Origin of the sequence: Parapedobacter brassicae (assembly GCF_051400755.1) — a bacterium.
Classification (GTDB): Bacteria; Bacteroidota; Bacteroidia; order Sphingobacteriales; family Sphingobacteriaceae; genus Parapedobacter.
The window spans coordinates 475,833-492,307 of the sequence record NZ_JBLFFL010000001.1 but is presented as its reverse complement, the minus strand read 5'-3'; the positions used below and the strand labels follow the sequence as shown (position 1 = coordinate 492,307).

Genomic DNA, 16,475 nt, shown 5'->3' with positions numbered 1-16,475 from the left:
ATTCGTTATGAAAGCAACTACGCACGGCAGGTTAGCCGGTTACCTGTTGACATTGATCGGGATGGTCTTTTTATCGGCTGGGACGCATAGCGGCCAGCAACCATTGATTGCTGCGCGGGATACCGCGGATGCCGACGGGAGGTATCGGGATCTTTTTGCGGATACCTGGGTGGCGTCGGACGCTTTGGGCCGTACCATGCCGGATTATGAGACGGTGGGACCGGTAAAGACGGATCAGCGTAGGATCGTCGGCATTTTTTACATCACGTGGCATGGCGATGGGAATGCTGATCTGCCCAGTCCATACACGGCAGATGTCAGCAAGATCCTTTCGGCTGACCCCGCGGCGCGGCTGGATGCCAAGCACGAGCGCTGGCAGGGCGGGTCGTATCATTGGGGCGAACCGGAGATGGGCTATTTTTTGAGCAAAGACGAATATGTGATCCGCAAAGACCTTTCCATGTTGGCGGATGCCGGAGTGGATGTGCTGGTGATGGATGTGACGAATGCCGTACGGTACTGGGATGAGTGGGAGGTGCTTTTCAACACCATGCTGGAAATGAAAGCCGAAGGCAATCAAGTGCCGACATTTTGCTTCTGGGCGTTTAACGGACCGGTGATTACGGTGGTGCAGGATCTCTACGATCGTATTTACAAAGCGGGCCGGTTCCGTGACCTGTGGTTTCAATGGGATGGCAAGCCCCTATTGCTATACAACGGCAATCCCAAGTACGATGCCAATGGCCAAGACACCAAGCAGCCGAATCCGCATTTCGATCCGGCGGCCAAAACAGACGTCAACCACCCGCACTACGGCGACCCGGATTATACGGAGGAATTCTATAAAGACTACACCAAGGAGGTCAAGGACTTTTTTACCCTCCGCACCATGTGGTGGGGTTACTATAAATGGGCAGGCCAGCGATTTGTAGGCACCGAAGATAACTGGAGTTTTGGGTACGACTTGGGCAATGAAAAAGTGCGCGCCATGCATCCCGATAGCTTGCTTTCCACGCACGGCGGCGTGAAAGAAGAGGCAGCGGTCACGCCTGCGCAACACCCATCGAGCCTGGTGGGCAAATCGTGGACCCGCGAGAAGGGTGAGCCTCCGCTGACCGAGCAGGATCTTCCTGAGCCGACGTACGTGCCTTGGCTGAAGCAGACGGTCGATCATCCCGAAGGGTACGGCATCTATTTTCAGGAACGGTGGGAGGAAGCGCTTAAATCCGATCCGCAGTTTCTCTACATCAACGACTGGAATGAATGGACGGCCGGCAAGTATCACCCTGCTGAAGGGAAAGCGACCGATTTTATGCGACGGGAAAGTCCTTACTTTTTCGTCGATCAGTATAACGCCGAGTTCAATAGGGCCATACAACCTATGAAAGGCGGATATACCGACAACTATTACATGCAGATGGCGCAGAACATCCGGCGGTATAAGGGTGTGCGTCCCATCCCTGAACTCCAGGGAATCAGCAAAATGGTAATTGACGGCAACTACCGGGATTGGGACAAGGCAACGGTGGAATACCGTGATACGAAAGGGGACATATTCCATCGGGACTACAAGGGGTACGGTGGGAATCATTACCAAAACAACTCCGGCCGCAACGATGTGATAACCTCTAAAGTGGCAGTCGGCCGTGATGCGGTCTATTTCTACGTGCAGTCTGCTGGTCCTTTATCGCCGCATACGGACAACAACTGGATGCTCCTGCTCATTGATGCAGACAATGATCCTGAAACGGGCTGGTACGGTTATGATTTCCTCGTGAATAAGCACGCGAAAGACAAATCCCGGACCACGCTTATGCGCTATGATGCGCAGCGTCCCGGGAATCCTTGGTCGCACGTATCGGACCTGCCTTATCAGTATGCGGGCAACGAATTGGAATTGGCTATCCCGCGGAAATTGCTTGGCCTTACCGGCAAGCAATTCGTTTTTGATTTTAAATGGAGCGACCATGCGGCCGATCTGGTAGACCCGATTTCGCTGTGCGTGGACGGGGATACCGCGCCCAACCGCCGGTTTAACTATCGCTGCATCTGGCAGCGGTAGCGGTTTTAACGAATTATAGACATGATTTTACGCATATTATTATCGGGCGTCGTAGCCGCCTTCGTGATGCAGCCGGTGGCAGCCCAGCCGCTTGCTGGAATGGATGAATTGGGACGCGTGTTGCCGCAATATGAAGAAACGGGAGGACCGAAGGCCGACCGGCACGTGGGCTTGTTTTACTTCCTGTGGCAGGGCGATAAGGCATCGCCTACGTCTGAAAAGCATTGGGACTTAACGGAATTATATGCCAAAACACCGGAGGTTTTCAAGGATTTCGACCATCCCGGCTGGGGCGGTGGCGCGGGTCTGCCGGGCAAGTATTACTTTTGGGGCGAATCCATCTATGGCTATTACCGGGGCGATGATTATTGGGTACACCTGAAAAACATGCAGTTGCTGACGGATGCCGGCGTGGATTTTCTGGTCCTCGACGCGACGAACCGGCTGACCTATCCGCAACAGTCCGATGCGCTGATGAGGGCGATGGACGCCATCCGGAAACAGGGGAAACAACCGCCTAAACTCGTCTTTTATACCAATACTGCCTCGGGCGAGGCGATGCAAGAGATCTATAATAACTACTACAAAGCGGGTGCACCGCATCGCTACCCCGACTGCTGGTTTTACCTGGAAGGGAAACCGCTGATCATCGGCCTGTCACCCGAAGCGGCGGGGCGTGATTATGCCGCGTTTTTCACTATCCGGGAATCGCAGTGGCCCAATGAACCCCAGAAGGTAAACGGGTGGCCCTGGATTGAATTCCAGCGTCCGCAAAAGGTTTACTCCAATCGCCAAGGCGAGCGGGAGATCGTCAATGTTTCCACTGCGCAACACCCCAACTTAGACGCCTCAATGGGCGGCTCGGCATTCCACGGACAAGCGGGCAATTGGGGCAGGAGTTATCGCCAAGGTTCACCCGGCGACCCCGCAAAAGATCTTTGGTATGGATACAACGTGCAGGAGCAATGGGATTTCGCCTTGCAGCAAAATGTCCCCTTCATCTTCATTACCGGCTGGAACGAATGGATTGCCGGCAAATGGCGGCGCAGCACAGGCGACAAGAACCAAGCGCTGTTTGTAGACCAAGCCAATGCCGAATATAGCCGGGATATCGAGCCGTCGTTGACCGATGGTCTCAAAGATCATTATTACATGCAGATGGTGAGCAATATACGCTACTATAAAGGGACGGATACGGTGCCCGCATCCGGCATCCGGGCACCGATCGGCAATTGGGCTGATTGGGACCAAGTAGTGCCCGCCTACACCGACTACGTCGGCGATGTGCTGCACCGTCATCACCCAGGGGCCCAGTCTGATCCCGTGGTGACCTATGTAAATGAAACCGGGCGCAACGATTTCGAAACCCTCAAGGTAGCCGCAAGCGATGAGGTGCTTTATTTTTACGCCAAAACAGCAAACACTATTACGCCGGTTTTGGGCGATAATTGGATGACGCTCTGGCTAAACGTAGACCAGTCGTATCAATCCGGTTGGTTGGGTTACGATTTTCGAATCGTTAGCGGCAATGACCTCCAGCGCTATGTGAATGGCTCCTGGCAGCACATCGGTGCCGTGAGCCATCAGGTTTCCGGCAATCAATTGATGATCACCGTGCCGTTCGCCGCGCTTGGTTTGCCGGCCAGCGATGTAACGCTGGAATTGAAGTGGTCTGACAACATGCAGAAAGCAGATCCGCTCGACTGGTATGTCAATGGAGATGCGGCACCCGGGGGCCGGTTTAATGTGCTGGTGCGGTTTTAGATGAACTAACGTAAGCGATGATGAAAAACATTTTTTATTGCTTTTTGGCATGGCTCTTCGTTGGCTGCATCGCTAACCAAAAAGCCGCCCAGGGTGACGATCTTCGATTGGCACCTGTGGGCGACATGCCCATACTCGCGTGGTACAGCATCCCACCCGAAGAGACCAGTCCCGCCCGTTTCCGGGAACTGAAAGAGACCGGAATGAATCAATCGTATACGCCCTATCCCGATGCGGATGCGGTGCAAAAGGCGCTGGATGCGGCACAGGAGGCCGGCGTGAAAATCGCCATTTCCTGTCCCGAATTGTATACCGAAACGGAGGCTACCGTAAAGCGCTTCATGAAGCATCCCGCCCTAGCAGGCTATCACCTGGTCGATGAACCGAATACCGCTGCGTTTGCGGATTTGGGTGCGTGGACGCGTAAGATACAGGAATTGGATGATGCACATTACTGCTATATCAATCTCTTGCCAAATTATGCCAGTTTGGATGGACTGAAAGCCAGCAGCTACCGGGAGTATGTGCGCCGCTATATTGAAGAAGTCCCCACTCAAATACTTTCATTTGACCATTACCCGGTGGTGGAAACGGAAGACGGTTATGCCCTGCGGCCGAGTTATTATGAAAACCTCGAAATTTTTTCGGATGAAGCAAAGAAGGCCGGAAGACCCTTTTGGGCGTTTTCGCTGACCGTTGCTCATGAGCCTTATCCCATTCCGGACATTGCCCAGATGCGTCTGCAACAATTCAGCAACCTGGCTTATGGTGCACAGGGCCTGCAATATTTTACCTATTGGACCCCCGGTAAGAACGACGCTTGGAATTTCCATCACGGCCCCATCGGACTGGACGGAAAGCGTACCGATGTTTACGACGAACTAAAAGCGCTGAATCAGGAAATAAAAGCGTTAACACCGGTGTTTTTGGGTGCTGAGGTACGAACGGTGCGCCACACGGGTCACCACATTCCCCTGCATACTACCCGCTTATCCGTGTTGTCGGCCAAGGTTACCCGCCTGGAAATATTAGACACGATAGACAATGCCCGAGAGGGTAGGGAGTGGCCGTCAGCCGGGGCCATTGTTTCGGAATTGCAAAATGGTCGACACCGATACCTGGTAATCGTCAATCGGGATTTTCAGCAACGCCTGGCGCTGGGACTGGCCTTTGAAAGTGGGGTCAAAAAGGTTTTGAAGGACGGCCGCTTAGTACCGGCCTCCCGTTTCTCAGAAGAACAGCTGGTGGCTCCGGGAGATATGCTCGTTTACCAATTGGAGTAATACGAATACAATCTCCTTGGCGAGTTTTTGCTATCTTTAATGCCGAAACAGACCACTTAGCTAACATGATCAAGTCATTCGCTCACCGCCTACTGTTGCTTGCCTGGTTTTGCAGCGCGATTCACGCTTTTGCCCAACCTAAAAAACCACTGCAATATACAGACGCCCATCATCTCACCCTGATCGGAAAAGCCCTGCCCGGAGCACCCTATTTCCATCGGGTGGATACGGCTGCCTTTCGGGAGATACCCCCATCCGTAAAGCAACTGCTCACACATTCGGCCGGTTTAGCCATCAGTTTCAGCACAAACAGTTCCCAGATTGCTGTCAAGTGGTGCACCAGTCCGCGCAAGCCGGGCAACAACATGACCGCCATCGCCCACGAAGGAATGGATCTGTATATCAAGCGCGATGAGCAGTGGCAATATGCCGGCGTTGCCCGGCCGGGTACGAGTGATTGCAGCGAATCGGTGATGGTGCAAAATATGGCTCAGGTTGATCAGGAATGCCTGCTGTATCTTCCGCTTTATGACGAGACGATTTCCCTGCAAATCGGTGTGGAGGAAGGCGCTGACCTTGAGGCCAAACCAAACCCCTTCCGCAAAAATATAGTCGTGTATGGCTCCAGTATCGTGCATGGAGCTTCCGCCAGTAGACCCGGACTGGCCTACCCCGCAAGACTCTCGAGAGAAACGGGCTACAACATCATCAATCTGGGGGTGAGTGGCAATGCAAAGATGGAGGCTACGGTGGCCGACATGATCGCTACGATGCCCATGGATGCGTTTATCCTGGATTGTGTGCCCAATTCTTCTCCGGAACAGGTCACCGAACGTACGGCCAATCTGGTGAAAACCATCCGCGCCCGGCATCCCGGCGTGCCGATTATCGCCATTCAAAGTATTGTTCGCGAGGGCGGAAATTTCGATGAGGGGATTGCCAAGCGGGTGGCTGCGCAGAATGCCAATTTCGAACAAGAGATTGCTCTGCTCCAACGCGCGGATGATGATCTTTACCTGATCACGGCAGAAAATTTGTTAGGCGCTGACCATGAGGGCACGACCGATGGTACGCATCCGAACGACTTGGGTTTTGATCGAATGTTACAGAAGATCAGGCCGACGGTGCAGGAGATTCTTCGGAAATACGGTATTTAATCAGGATCGTTATGTCCCCACAATCTGCAGCCACGCTGCGCTATAAAACCGGTATTGTGGTCATCGGGGCCGGCCAGGCAGGTCTTTCCGCAGCGTACTACCTGCGGAAAAGTGGGTTGAACCAAGGGCGTGATTTTGTCATCTTAGACCAATCGCCCCAATCCGGTGGCGCCTGGCAATACCGCTGGCCTTCGCTGACCTTGAGTACCGTAAACCGGATCCATGATCTGCCGGGTTTGCCCTTTTCGGATACCGTGGAGGGCAACACCCCCGAAGTGCGGGCCAATATCGCCGTGCCGCATTACTTTGAAATCTATGAAAAAACATTCGGCCTGATCGTGTATCGGCCCGTCAGGGTGAACGTGGTATGCGAACGGGAGGGACGTTTTCGTATCGAAACGGATCGGGGTTATTTTTCAGCACGGGGCATTATCAACGCCACGGGCACGTGGGAAACGCCGTATATTCCCGAATATCCCGGGGCCAGCTTATTTAAGGGTATTCAGCTGCATACCAAAGATTACCAAGCGGCTGATGCATTCGTCGGCAAGCATGTGATCATCGTTGGCGGGGGCATATCGGCCATACAATTGCTTGATGAAATTTCGCGGGTAACCACGACCACATGGGTCACCCGAAGACCTCCGGTGTTCCGGCAAGGACCGTTTGACGAGGGGGCGGGGCGCGCCGCCGTAGCCCTCGTGGAAGACCGTGTGCGTAAAGGATTGCCTCCCGGTTCGGTCGTGTCCGTCACGGGGTTGCCCGTGACACCAGCGATCGAATCCATGCAAGCGCGCGGCGTGTTGACGCGGTTGCCGATGTTCAGCGAGATCACAGCAGATGGGGTGCGCTGGGCAGATGGTCTTGCGGAAAAGGCTGATGTCATCTTGTGGTGCACCGGTTTTCGCAGTTCACTGGACCACCTCATGCCGTTGATGCTGCGTGAACCCAATGGGGGCATCACCATGGCCGGTCGACTGGCCACCAGGGTGGCCAAAGATTCCCGGATTCACTTGGTGGGTTATGGTCCTTCAGCATCCACTATTGGAGCCAACCGCGCGGGCAGGGCGGCAGCTACTGAACTGATGGAGTACCTGGGTATTGATGGCGCACAATCATCGTCAACGGAATGAAACAAACCAATCAAAATAGCATATGAAACCATTCACACTAAGGGTATTCACGGCCAGTATGGCGCTTGTAGGGTGTATCTTTTCCATATCGGCAGAAGAGCTAGCAATCAAAATCACCAAGAAATACCTCAATTTTCCGGTATCGCACCAAGAGGATAGGTCCCGCATGACGTTTCAGGTAGACGGTAAACCCGATCTATCGGTGGTGATACGCCTTGCTCCGGATGAAGCCGACTATTGGGTATTTAAGGATGTATCAGACCTGAAGGGCAAAACGATTAAAATCACCTATGAGGGTAATGAAAAGGGATTGGATCATATTTATCAGGACGACGCCATCGCGGGGCAAGACAGTCTTTATGAAGAGAAAAACCGCCCACAGTTCCATTTCACTACCCGGCGCGGATGGATAAATGATCCGAATGGCCTGATCTACTATGACGGAGAATACCACCTCTTCTATCAGCACAATCCATATGAACGCGAGTGGGAGAACATGCATTGGGGGCACGCCGTGAGCAAGGATCTGATCCATTGGCAGGAATTGCCGGTTGCCTTGTTTCCCGACCAACATGGCACGATGTTTTCGGGCTCTGCCGTGATCGACTACGCAAACACCGCTGGTTACAATAACGGCAACACGCCGGCGATGGTGGTGGCCTATACCGCAGACAGCCCCGAAAAGCAGGTGCAGTGTATCGCCTATAGCCTCGATAACGGACGTACGTTTACGAAGTATGACGGAAACCCGGTGATCGACTCCAAGGCCGTGTGGAACAGCAAAGACACGCGCGATCCGAAAGTGTTTTGGTATAAGCCGGGCAATCACTGGGTGATGGTGCTGAATGAGCGCGACGGCCATTCGATATACACGTCTGCAAACCTCAAGGAATGGAACTACGAAAGCCATGTAACGGGATTCTGGGAGTGCCCCGAACTGTTTGAACTGCCGATCGATGGCGACACCAGCAACACCAAATGGGTGATGTATGGCGCTTCTGGAACGTACATGTTAGGCTCGTTTGACGGGAAGCAGTTTACACCCGAGGCAGGAAAATACCAGTATACCACAGGGTCGATCTATGCGGCGCAAACCTACACCGACATGCCAGACGGTCGCCGTGTGCAGATCGGTTGGGGGCGGATAAGCCATCCGGGTATGCCGTTTAACGGCATGATGCTGCTGCCCACGGAACTGACCCTGCGGACCACGAAAAACGGTCCGCGGGTATTCAATGTGCCGGTAAAAGAGACCGAACAACTCTTTGCTCTGGCACAGCATTGGAAGGGCCTTACGTCGGACAAAGCGAACGAGCTATTGAACGAATTTGATGATGTTGATCGTTTGCGGATAAAGGCCACCATAAAATTGTCGCACGCTACCAACGCCGGATTCAACCTCTTCGGGCAGCGGATCGTTGATTATGACCTGAACCCCAATACGCTGAACGGGGTGTTCTATTCACCGGAGGATCTGACCAGTATGGAGATTTCAGCCGATATCTATATCGATAGGACCAGTATTGAGGTGTTTATCGATGGCGGTGCATACTCCTATGCGATGGAACGGAAACCCGAAAGCAATAACGATGAAGGATTCCACTTCTGGGGGAACAATATCGAAGTAAAGAACCTGGAAGTATTTCGTGCAGCATCCATCTGGAACTGACGCTGCACACCGGGTGGAAGATAAAGCCCACTTTCCGTCTGTTCATTCGGTTAGTGGGCTTTATCCATTATTTCTTCCCGAAAAAGCCGCCCAGCAACCCGCCGACATCATCGATGCCCAGTTTGCCGTCGCCGTTTTGATCGAGCGAGCCGCCTAAGCTGCCCAGGATATTGCCGCCGGACTGGCCGCCGAGCAACCCGCCCAACATACCGCTCAGCCCGCCGCCGTCGTTGACATTGCTGCTGCGGCTTTGCTTACCGAGGTATCCCATCACGATGGGTGCCAACATGGCGAGGATGCCGGATACCTTGCTGGCCGACACGCCGGTTTTGCTGCTGATGGAGTTTTCCAATGTTCCGCGCTTGTCGCCCAACACGTGGCCCAAGATCCCGTCGCCGTCAGACGTGTCATCCTGGTCGAAAAAGCCCGATAGGTTATCCAGGATGCTTCCATCGTGTTTGGACGTGATCGCATTCAGGATGCCCTGGGCGCCTTCGGAGCTGCTGGCGTTGTTTTGCAAGGAGCCAAGCAATGCCGGCAGCGCACTGCTGACCACTGCTTGTGTTTCCTGTGCCGAAGTACCTGTTTTCTTTGTAATTCCCTCAACAACGTCTTTACCCAGACCGCCGTTTAATAGGTTCATGATATTATCCATGGTGAATGAAATTAGTTTAGTACGAATGTAGCAACTTCTTTTGGAATACGGGCATCATTAGAAAGAGTTAACTTGTATTTATAGGCAAGTTTAGCTAAGTTTGGCTGATTTTCAGAACGAAAGGAATGTGTTTATGGATCGCTTACAAGGAGATTCGCAGGAAGCCCGTAGGGCGATGGGCAACGTGATTGGAGATACGATAAAACAGCATATACAGCGGGATGAGTGGGAATGGTTATCCGAGCAGGTAGCGCAGGTTGCTGCCGACCCTCAACCGGGCAGGGTGGCCCGGTCGTTTACCGCGCTTCCGCGGCAGATCAGATCCGCTAATAAGATGTTGCCCATTTCACTTGGTGCGATAAGCCAGGGGAGCCACCAACTGCCTTTGCTGGTCAGCCATTGGCCGCTGGTTAGGCTGGCGCGGGTTTGGGTGCTGATGGCGATTCCCAAGCTGGAGGAGGAAGCTTACGTCCAATTGATTGAACAGTTGTTTGCCTATGGTGAAATGGAGGAGCTTGCGGCGTTGTATGCGGCGCTTCCCGTGTATCACTATCCCGAAGCATGGCAATCGCGCTGCAAAGAGGGCATTCGGAGCAATGTGGGACCTGCCCGGCAGGCGGTGATGCTACACAATCCCTACCCGAGCCGTTTCTTAGACGAAGGTGCCTGGAACCAGCTGGTGCTCAAGGCATTTTTTACGGAAGAAAACATTCTGGAGATCATTGGACTTGTCCCACGGAATAACCCCCGGCTTGCCCAGGCGCTGGTTGACTATGCGTACGAACGCTATGCCGCAAAGCGGGAAATCGACCCGCTCTTGTGGATACTGGTGGCCCCCTTTATGGATGAACGGGCGTATCATTTGATGGCGCAGGTCCTGAAGGAAAGCCAGGCGTTGCTGGAGCGGAAGGCCATTGCTTACGCCTTTAAACAAAGCGGCTTTGACCCGGCGGTGGCCTACATCGACGGAAACGACGAGGCGATGGAATGGTCAGACGCCACGGATACTCCTTGGGAAGACTGGCCGCAAGGATTTGAAAAATACGATCATCATTAGTTATATCGAAATGTGCACTTATCACGAACAGGATCGCGCGGCCATGGGGCAACGTGTGGCATTGGAGTTGGATTTGGTAAAAGGGTATCGGTTTTTCGATCCGCATGTACACATGGTTTCACGGACGACAGACGATTATCAGGCGATGGCGGATGCCGGGGTGGTGGGCCTCATCGAGCCCGCTTTTTGGGTGGGACAGCCGCGCACAGGTATCGATACCTTTCGCGATTATTACAGCAGCCTGATCGGATGGGAGCGGTTCCGCGCGTCCCAATTCGGCATCAGGCATTTCTGCACCATTGGCCTCAACTCCAGGGAGGCCAATAATGAAGCGCTCGCCGAGCAGGTGATGGAACTATTGCCATTCTTCATCTATAAGGATGGCGTGGTCGGCGTTGGCGAAATCGGCTTTGATGACCAAACCGCTGCCGAGGAAAAATACTACCGCCTGCAATTGGAACTCGCCAAGGAGGCCGGGCTCCCCGTACAGGTGCATACACCGCACCGCGATAAGACCAAGGGCACATCCCGCAGCATGGATATTGCCCTGGAACACGGACTTGATCCGGGCATGGTCATCATTGACCATAATACGGAGGAAACAGTGAGGGAGGTATTGGATAGGGGCTTTTGGGCGGCGTTTACCATCTACCCGTTTACCAAAATGGGCAACGAACGCATGGTGCAGATCGTTAAGCAATACGGCGCCGAGCGCATCATGGTCAATTCCGCCGCCGATTGGGGGATCAGCGATCCCTTGGCGGTGCCCAAGACGGCGGCATTGATGGTGAAAAGCGGCGTCGCGAAGGAAGACATCGAATCGGTGTGCTACACGAATGCGATTGCGGCCTTTTCCCAAAGCGGACAGTTGGATGAACAGCTGCTCAACGAAAAAATCAACATCGACCAAGCGCAGAAGTTCGAAGGCAATTCGGTGTTGCGCGGCGGTCAGCAGCCCCGCAGGGATGCGGATTCGATCATCATTTCCTGAAGGGCGTGGGGATGTTGAAGCCTTTTTTGCAGCTGATGAGGCCCGCCAATGTCATGACGGCCATTTCGGACGTGCTTGCCGGGGCCGCCATTGCCATGCTGTACCTGGGCAATGGATCTACGGCATTATCCTGGCCTACGCTGGCGCTGCTGGCACTGGCGACTGCCGGACTCTATGGGGGTGGGGTGGTGTTCAATGATGTGTTTGATGCGGCGTTGGATGCCAAAGAACGACCGGAACGCCCGATACCCAGCGGACGGGTGCCGCTACTTCATGCTGTCTATTGGGGAACGGCGTTGTTTGCCGTCGGCGTGTTGGCCGCTGGACTGATCGGGGTTGTTTCCGGGGGAATTGCCATTGCCATTGTGCTGATGTGTTTGGTATATGACCGGTGGGCGAAGCATCACGCGGTCATGGGACCTGTGGCGATGGGGCTTTGCCGCGGGCTGAATCTGCTGTTAGGCATCAGCTATGCCATCCCGGCTCTTGAACAGGCGTGGTTCCTTGCCTTCATACCCGTGGTTTACATCGCTGGGGTGACCACCATCAGCCGGGGTGAGGTACACGGCGGCAAAAAAATGCCGCTCTTGCTTTCGGCGGGGTTATATGCGCTGGTAATCGGATTGATTGCCTATTTCGGTGTGTTCAGGGGCGAGATCGGTCTGGGTTTAGGGATGTTAGCCGCGTTCGCGTTATTCATTTACCCTCCATTGATGAGGGCCGTCAAAACACAGGATGCGCCGGACATCCGCAAGGCGGTCAAACACGGTGTGCTCGGCCTGATCTTCATGAATGCGGCGTGGACAGCGGCGGCGGGTAGTTGGCCACTTACCCTCCTTGTTCTGTCACTTTTCCCAATATCCATTTGGCTATCAAAATTGTTTTCGGTTACTTAGCAGGCAACTTTTTTCACATGATTACGCAATCGATTAAACAATCGTTTACGGTTACATACCAATACGACATACACTTTACAACGGATGTGTTCGCTGCCGACAACCCGTTGTTGGCGCAGTTTTTTGAACACCGGGCTGCGGATCCGACGCCCAAATTATTGGTCGTGGTGGATGAGGGCTTGGCAGCGCATCATGCGGGACTGCTGGCGCGCATAACCGCCTATTTCAAGGGCCTGGCGAACGTACAGCTAGTGGATGAAATAGTAATGGTGCCGGGCGGGGAAACCGCGAAGAATGATCCCACGGTAGTAGACCGCCTGATCGACGCGGTGGACCGGCATGGTATTGACCGCCATTCGTACGTGATGGCCATCGGCGGCGGCGCGGTATTGGATGCCGTAGGCTATGCTGCCGCCATCGCACACCGGGGGATACGCCACATCCGGATACCGACAACCGTGCTTTCCCAGAACGACTCCGGAATGGGGGTGAAAAACGGCATCAACTACCGGGGCAAAAAGAATTTCATCGGCACGTTCAGTCCGCCTGTAGCCGTCTTCAATGATCGGTTGTTCCTGCAAACATTACCCCACCGGGCATGGATTGCGGGCATTTCGGAAGCGGTGAAAGTGGCATTGATCAAAGATGCGGATTTCTTCGAGTGGATCGCGCAGCATACGGCACAGCTCCGCGACCGCAATATGGATGCGATGGGCCACTTGATTTACCGGTGTGCCGAATTGCATTTGCAGCATATCGCAGGAAGCGATCCGTTTGAATTCGGCTCCTCCAGACCATTGGATTTCGGCCATTGGAGTGCCCACAAGCTGGAGCAGCTTTCGGCATTTGAGGTGATGCACGGCGAAGCGGTTGCCATCGGCATTGCCTTGGATAGCGTATATTCATCCCTTGCCGGACGCTTGCCGGCAGCGGATGCCCAACGCATTGTGGAGGTGTTGCAGGCATTGGGGCTGCCCATATTCCACCCGCTCTTGGAGGCGGATAATGGCCGCCATCCGCTGCTAGCCGGGTTGGAGGAATTCAGGGAGCACCTGGGCGGGCAACTGACCGTCATGCTGCTGGAGGCCATCGGCAAAGGAGTGGAAGTACATGCGTTGGATAACGACCTGATCCTGCGGGGGGCATCAGCCTTGCAGCAGCAGGTCATGATGCACAGCTGATATGTTGACCGTATTCGGACACCTGACGTATTGTACCAATATCCACGGCGGAGAAACGTGGGATGATCACTTTAAACTGTTAAAGAGCCATTTTCCGCAGGTAAAAAAAACAACCGCCCCCAACCATCCGACGGGCTTGGGACTACGCCTGTCGGATTTGGCAAGCCGGTCGCTGACCGCTGAGCGGAACCTGGCAGAATTGAAGGACTGGCTTGCTGAGGTAGACGCTTATGTGTTTACGATGAACGGTTTTCCGTTTGGCGCATTCCATGATGCGGTGGTGAAGGCACGGGTGCACGCCCCCGATTGGACGACAGCGGAGCGGCTCGACTATACCAAGCGGATGTTCGACGTCCTGGCCCGATTGCTTCCCGAACGGATGGAGGGCGGCATATCCACTTCACCGCTGGCTTATCGGCACGGGTACAACGCTACCCAGCAGCAGTGGGCAACGATGCGGGCGCATGCCACCCGCCAGATCATTGCCGTTGCCGGTCACTTGGTACAGCTGCAACGCGAACAGGGGAAAGCCCTGCACCTCGATATCGAACCCGAGCCGGACGGTGTGCTGGAGAGCGGAGCGGAGTTCATCGCCTGGTACGAAGGTGAGCTGGTACCTGCGGGGATAGCCGTCTTATCGAAGCAGTTCGGAATGACGGCTTCCGAGGCGGAGCAGGCACTCAAACACCATATCCGGCTTTGTTATGATGTCTGCCATTTTGCCTTGGGGTATGAACAGCACGACCGCGTGGTGGAAGCGCTGGCCCGGCAGGATATCCAAATCGGCAAGTTTCAGATCAGTGCAGCCATCAAGGCGGCGATGCCGTCCGACCGCGCGGCCCGGCAGTTGCTAGGAGAGGCGTTCATGGCGTTCGATGAGCCGACCTACCTGCACCAGGTGATTGCAAGGCAGCGGAATGGAAGCCTTGTCCGTTTCAAGGACCTGCCCGATGCACAATCCAGGCTTTTTGATGAGCAAGCGACCGAGTGGCGTTCGCATTTCCATGTGCCGATTTTTTTGGAAGACCTGGGGGTGCTGAAATCCACGCAATCGGACATCAAACAGGTACTGGATCTCCAGCGGGAACGGCAGCTTACCCCTCACCTCGAGGTGGAAACCTACACGTGGGCCGTGTTGCCCGAGCACCTGCAGCTTCCGATCGCGGATTCCATTTCGCGGGAACTGAATTGGGTGCTTGATCAATTGAATGAACAGCGCTAACATGAGAAAGACGGTTGTCATCGATGTGGTGGGATTGTCATACGCCTTGATCGGCGAGTACACCCCATTTTTAAAGAAATACCTGGAAAACGCCCACCTGAGCCGGATCAATCCGCACCTGCCGGCGGTGACCACCTCCATGCAATCCACCTACTTGACCGGCTTATGGCCGGCGCAGCATGGCATCGTGGGCAATGGCTGGTACGACCGCACGGACTGCGAAATAAAATTCTGGAAGCAGTCCAACAAACTCGTACAGGGCGAGTCCGTGTGGGACACCGCCAAGCGGATGGATCCCAGTTTTACCTGTGCCCAGTTGTTCTGGTGGTACAACATGTATGGCGGTGCCGACTATTCCGTGACCCCGCGACCCAATTACCTGGCCGATGGCCGGAAGATGCCGGACTGCTATTCTTATCCCGCAAGCCTACGCGACGAGTTGCAGCAACGGTTTGGGCAGTTCCCCTTGTTTAGTTTCTGGGGCCCAGGGGCTGATATTGCATCGTCCGAATGGATTGCCAATGCGGCCATGTATGTAGAAGAACGGTATCAGCCTACGCTGAGCCTGGTGTACCTGCCCCACCTGGACTATTGCCAGCAGAAGTTTGGTCCGGATTTGACACAGATCGGCAAAGAGGTGGGCGAAATCGATACCCTATTGGAGCGGCTGGTCACCTTTTTCGAGCAACGGGGGGCCAATGTCATCCTGCTGTCGGAATACGGCATTGTGCCGGTCTCGCGGCCCATACACATCAATCGCCTGCTGCGCAACGCTGGTTTGCTGGGCATCCGTGTAGAGCGGGGCTTGGAATTGCTTGACGCGGGGGCATCTCAGGCGTTTGCCGTCGCCGACCATCAGATCGCACATATTTATACCAAAAATGAAGCCGTCAAGGCGCAGGTGATGCAGCTGCTGGCGGCCGAGGAGGGGATCGCACTGGTGCTGGACGATGAGGGGAAAAAACAATACCACCTCGACCATGAGCGGGCCGGGGACCTGGTAGCCGTAGCCGAGGCCGACAGTTGGTTTACGTATTATTTCTGGTTGGATGATCAGCGGGCGCCCGATTATGCCCGGGTGGTCGACATCCATAAAAAGCCGGGGTACGACCCCGTAGAGATGTTTATGACGTCTAAGTTGCGGGCGGGCTATCAGCTGCTCCGAAAGAAGCTGGGCTTTCGGTACGTGATGGATGTCATCCCCCTGGATGCTTCCCTAGTAAAGGGGTCACACGGCGCTGTCGACATCCCGGACGCCTACTACCCCTTGCTGATCACGAAAGACCGGCAACGAGGAGATCAATTGGACCCCACCGCGATCAGGGATGTCATATTGGATAGCTTGCGGTCGTGAGACGAATAAGCATAAGAGTACAGGATAGTTGTCCAATTTTTTCTTATTATC

At 54.4% G+C, this 16,475-nt stretch carries 13 protein-coding genes; 12 read left to right on the top strand and 1 reads right to left on the bottom strand.

From position 1 onward, the window contains the following. Positions 1–7: 7 nt before the first annotated feature. From ACMGDE_RS02050 to ACMGDE_RS02025, 6 genes are all read left to right on the top strand, one after another. Positions 8–2,062: a glycoside hydrolase family 71/99 protein gene (locus ACMGDE_RS02050; RefSeq protein ID WP_436831088.1), complete on the top strand. Its 2,055-nt coding sequence runs from the start codon at positions 8–10 to the stop codon at positions 2,060–2,062. A 21-nt stretch (positions 2,063–2,083) separates the two neighbouring features. Further along, on the top strand, positions 2,084–3,826 hold the full coding sequence (locus ACMGDE_RS02045) for a hypothetical protein (RefSeq protein WP_436831087.1): 1,743 nt from the start codon (positions 2,084–2,086) through the stop codon (positions 3,824–3,826). A gap of 20 nt (positions 3,827–3,846) precedes the next feature. After that, on the top strand, positions 3,847–5,109 hold the full coding sequence (locus tag ACMGDE_RS02040; protein ID WP_436831086.1) for a beta-galactosidase: 1,263 nt from the start codon (positions 3,847–3,849) through the stop codon (positions 5,107–5,109). A 65-nt stretch (positions 5,110–5,174) separates the two neighbouring features. Then, entirely contained in the window at positions 5,175–6,266 is a 1,092-nt protein-coding gene (locus tag ACMGDE_RS02035) for an SGNH/GDSL hydrolase family protein (protein WP_436831085.1), read from the top strand. A gap of 11 nt (positions 6,267–6,277) precedes the next feature. Further along, positions 6,278–7,399 (top strand): NAD(P)-binding domain-containing protein, encoded by a 1,122-nt coding sequence (locus ACMGDE_RS02030; protein ID WP_436831084.1) that lies wholly within the window; start codon positions 6,278–6,280, stop codon positions 7,397–7,399. Between the two features lie 22 nt (positions 7,400–7,421). Continuing rightward, positions 7,422–9,068 (top strand): glycoside hydrolase family 32 protein, encoded by a 1,647-nt coding sequence (locus ACMGDE_RS02025; RefSeq protein WP_436831083.1) that lies wholly within the window; start codon positions 7,422–7,424, stop codon positions 9,066–9,068. A 67-nt stretch (positions 9,069–9,135) separates the two neighbouring features. On the opposite strand, the gene ACMGDE_RS02020 is transcribed toward ACMGDE_RS02025, so the two are convergent. Then, entirely contained in the window at positions 9,136–9,723 is a 588-nt protein-coding gene (locus ACMGDE_RS02020) for a DUF937 domain-containing protein (protein ID WP_436831082.1), read from the bottom strand. 133 nt (positions 9,724–9,856) lie between these two features. On the opposite strand from ACMGDE_RS02020, the gene ACMGDE_RS02015 reads away from it, so the two are divergent. From ACMGDE_RS02015 to ACMGDE_RS01990, 6 genes are read left to right on the top strand one after another with little or no spacing between them, the layout of a single operon-like run. Then, positions 9,857–10,780: an EboA domain-containing protein gene (locus ACMGDE_RS02015; RefSeq protein WP_436831081.1), complete on the top strand. Its 924-nt coding sequence runs from the start codon at positions 9,857–9,859 to the stop codon at positions 10,778–10,780. 10 nt (positions 10,781–10,790) lie between these two features. After that, on the top strand, positions 10,791–11,771 hold the full coding sequence (locus ACMGDE_RS02010) for a TatD family hydrolase (protein ID WP_436831080.1): 981 nt from the start codon (positions 10,791–10,793) through the stop codon (positions 11,769–11,771). Positions 11,772–11,782: 11 nt separating this feature from the next. Continuing rightward, positions 11,783–12,667 (top strand): UbiA-like protein EboC, encoded by an 885-nt coding sequence (gene eboC / locus ACMGDE_RS02005; protein WP_436831079.1) that lies wholly within the window; start codon positions 11,783–11,785, stop codon positions 12,665–12,667. 17 nt (positions 12,668–12,684) lie between these two features. Further along, positions 12,685–13,848 carry a 3-dehydroquinate synthase gene (locus ACMGDE_RS02000; protein WP_436831078.1) on the top strand — a complete coding sequence of 388 codons (1,164 nt, stop codon included), beginning with the start codon at positions 12,685–12,687 and terminating at the stop codon, positions 13,846–13,848. 1 nt (position 13,849) lies between these two features. Then, complete coding sequence (eboE, locus tag ACMGDE_RS01995) at positions 13,850–15,070, top strand: metabolite traffic protein EboE (RefSeq protein ID WP_436831077.1); 1,221 nt, start codon at positions 13,850–13,852, stop codon at positions 15,068–15,070. A gap of 1 nt (position 15,071) precedes the next feature. Next, positions 15,072–16,424: an alkaline phosphatase family protein gene (locus tag ACMGDE_RS01990; RefSeq protein WP_436831076.1), complete on the top strand. Its 1,353-nt coding sequence runs from the start codon at positions 15,072–15,074 to the stop codon at positions 16,422–16,424. The last annotated feature ends 51 nt before the right edge of the window (positions 16,425–16,475 follow it).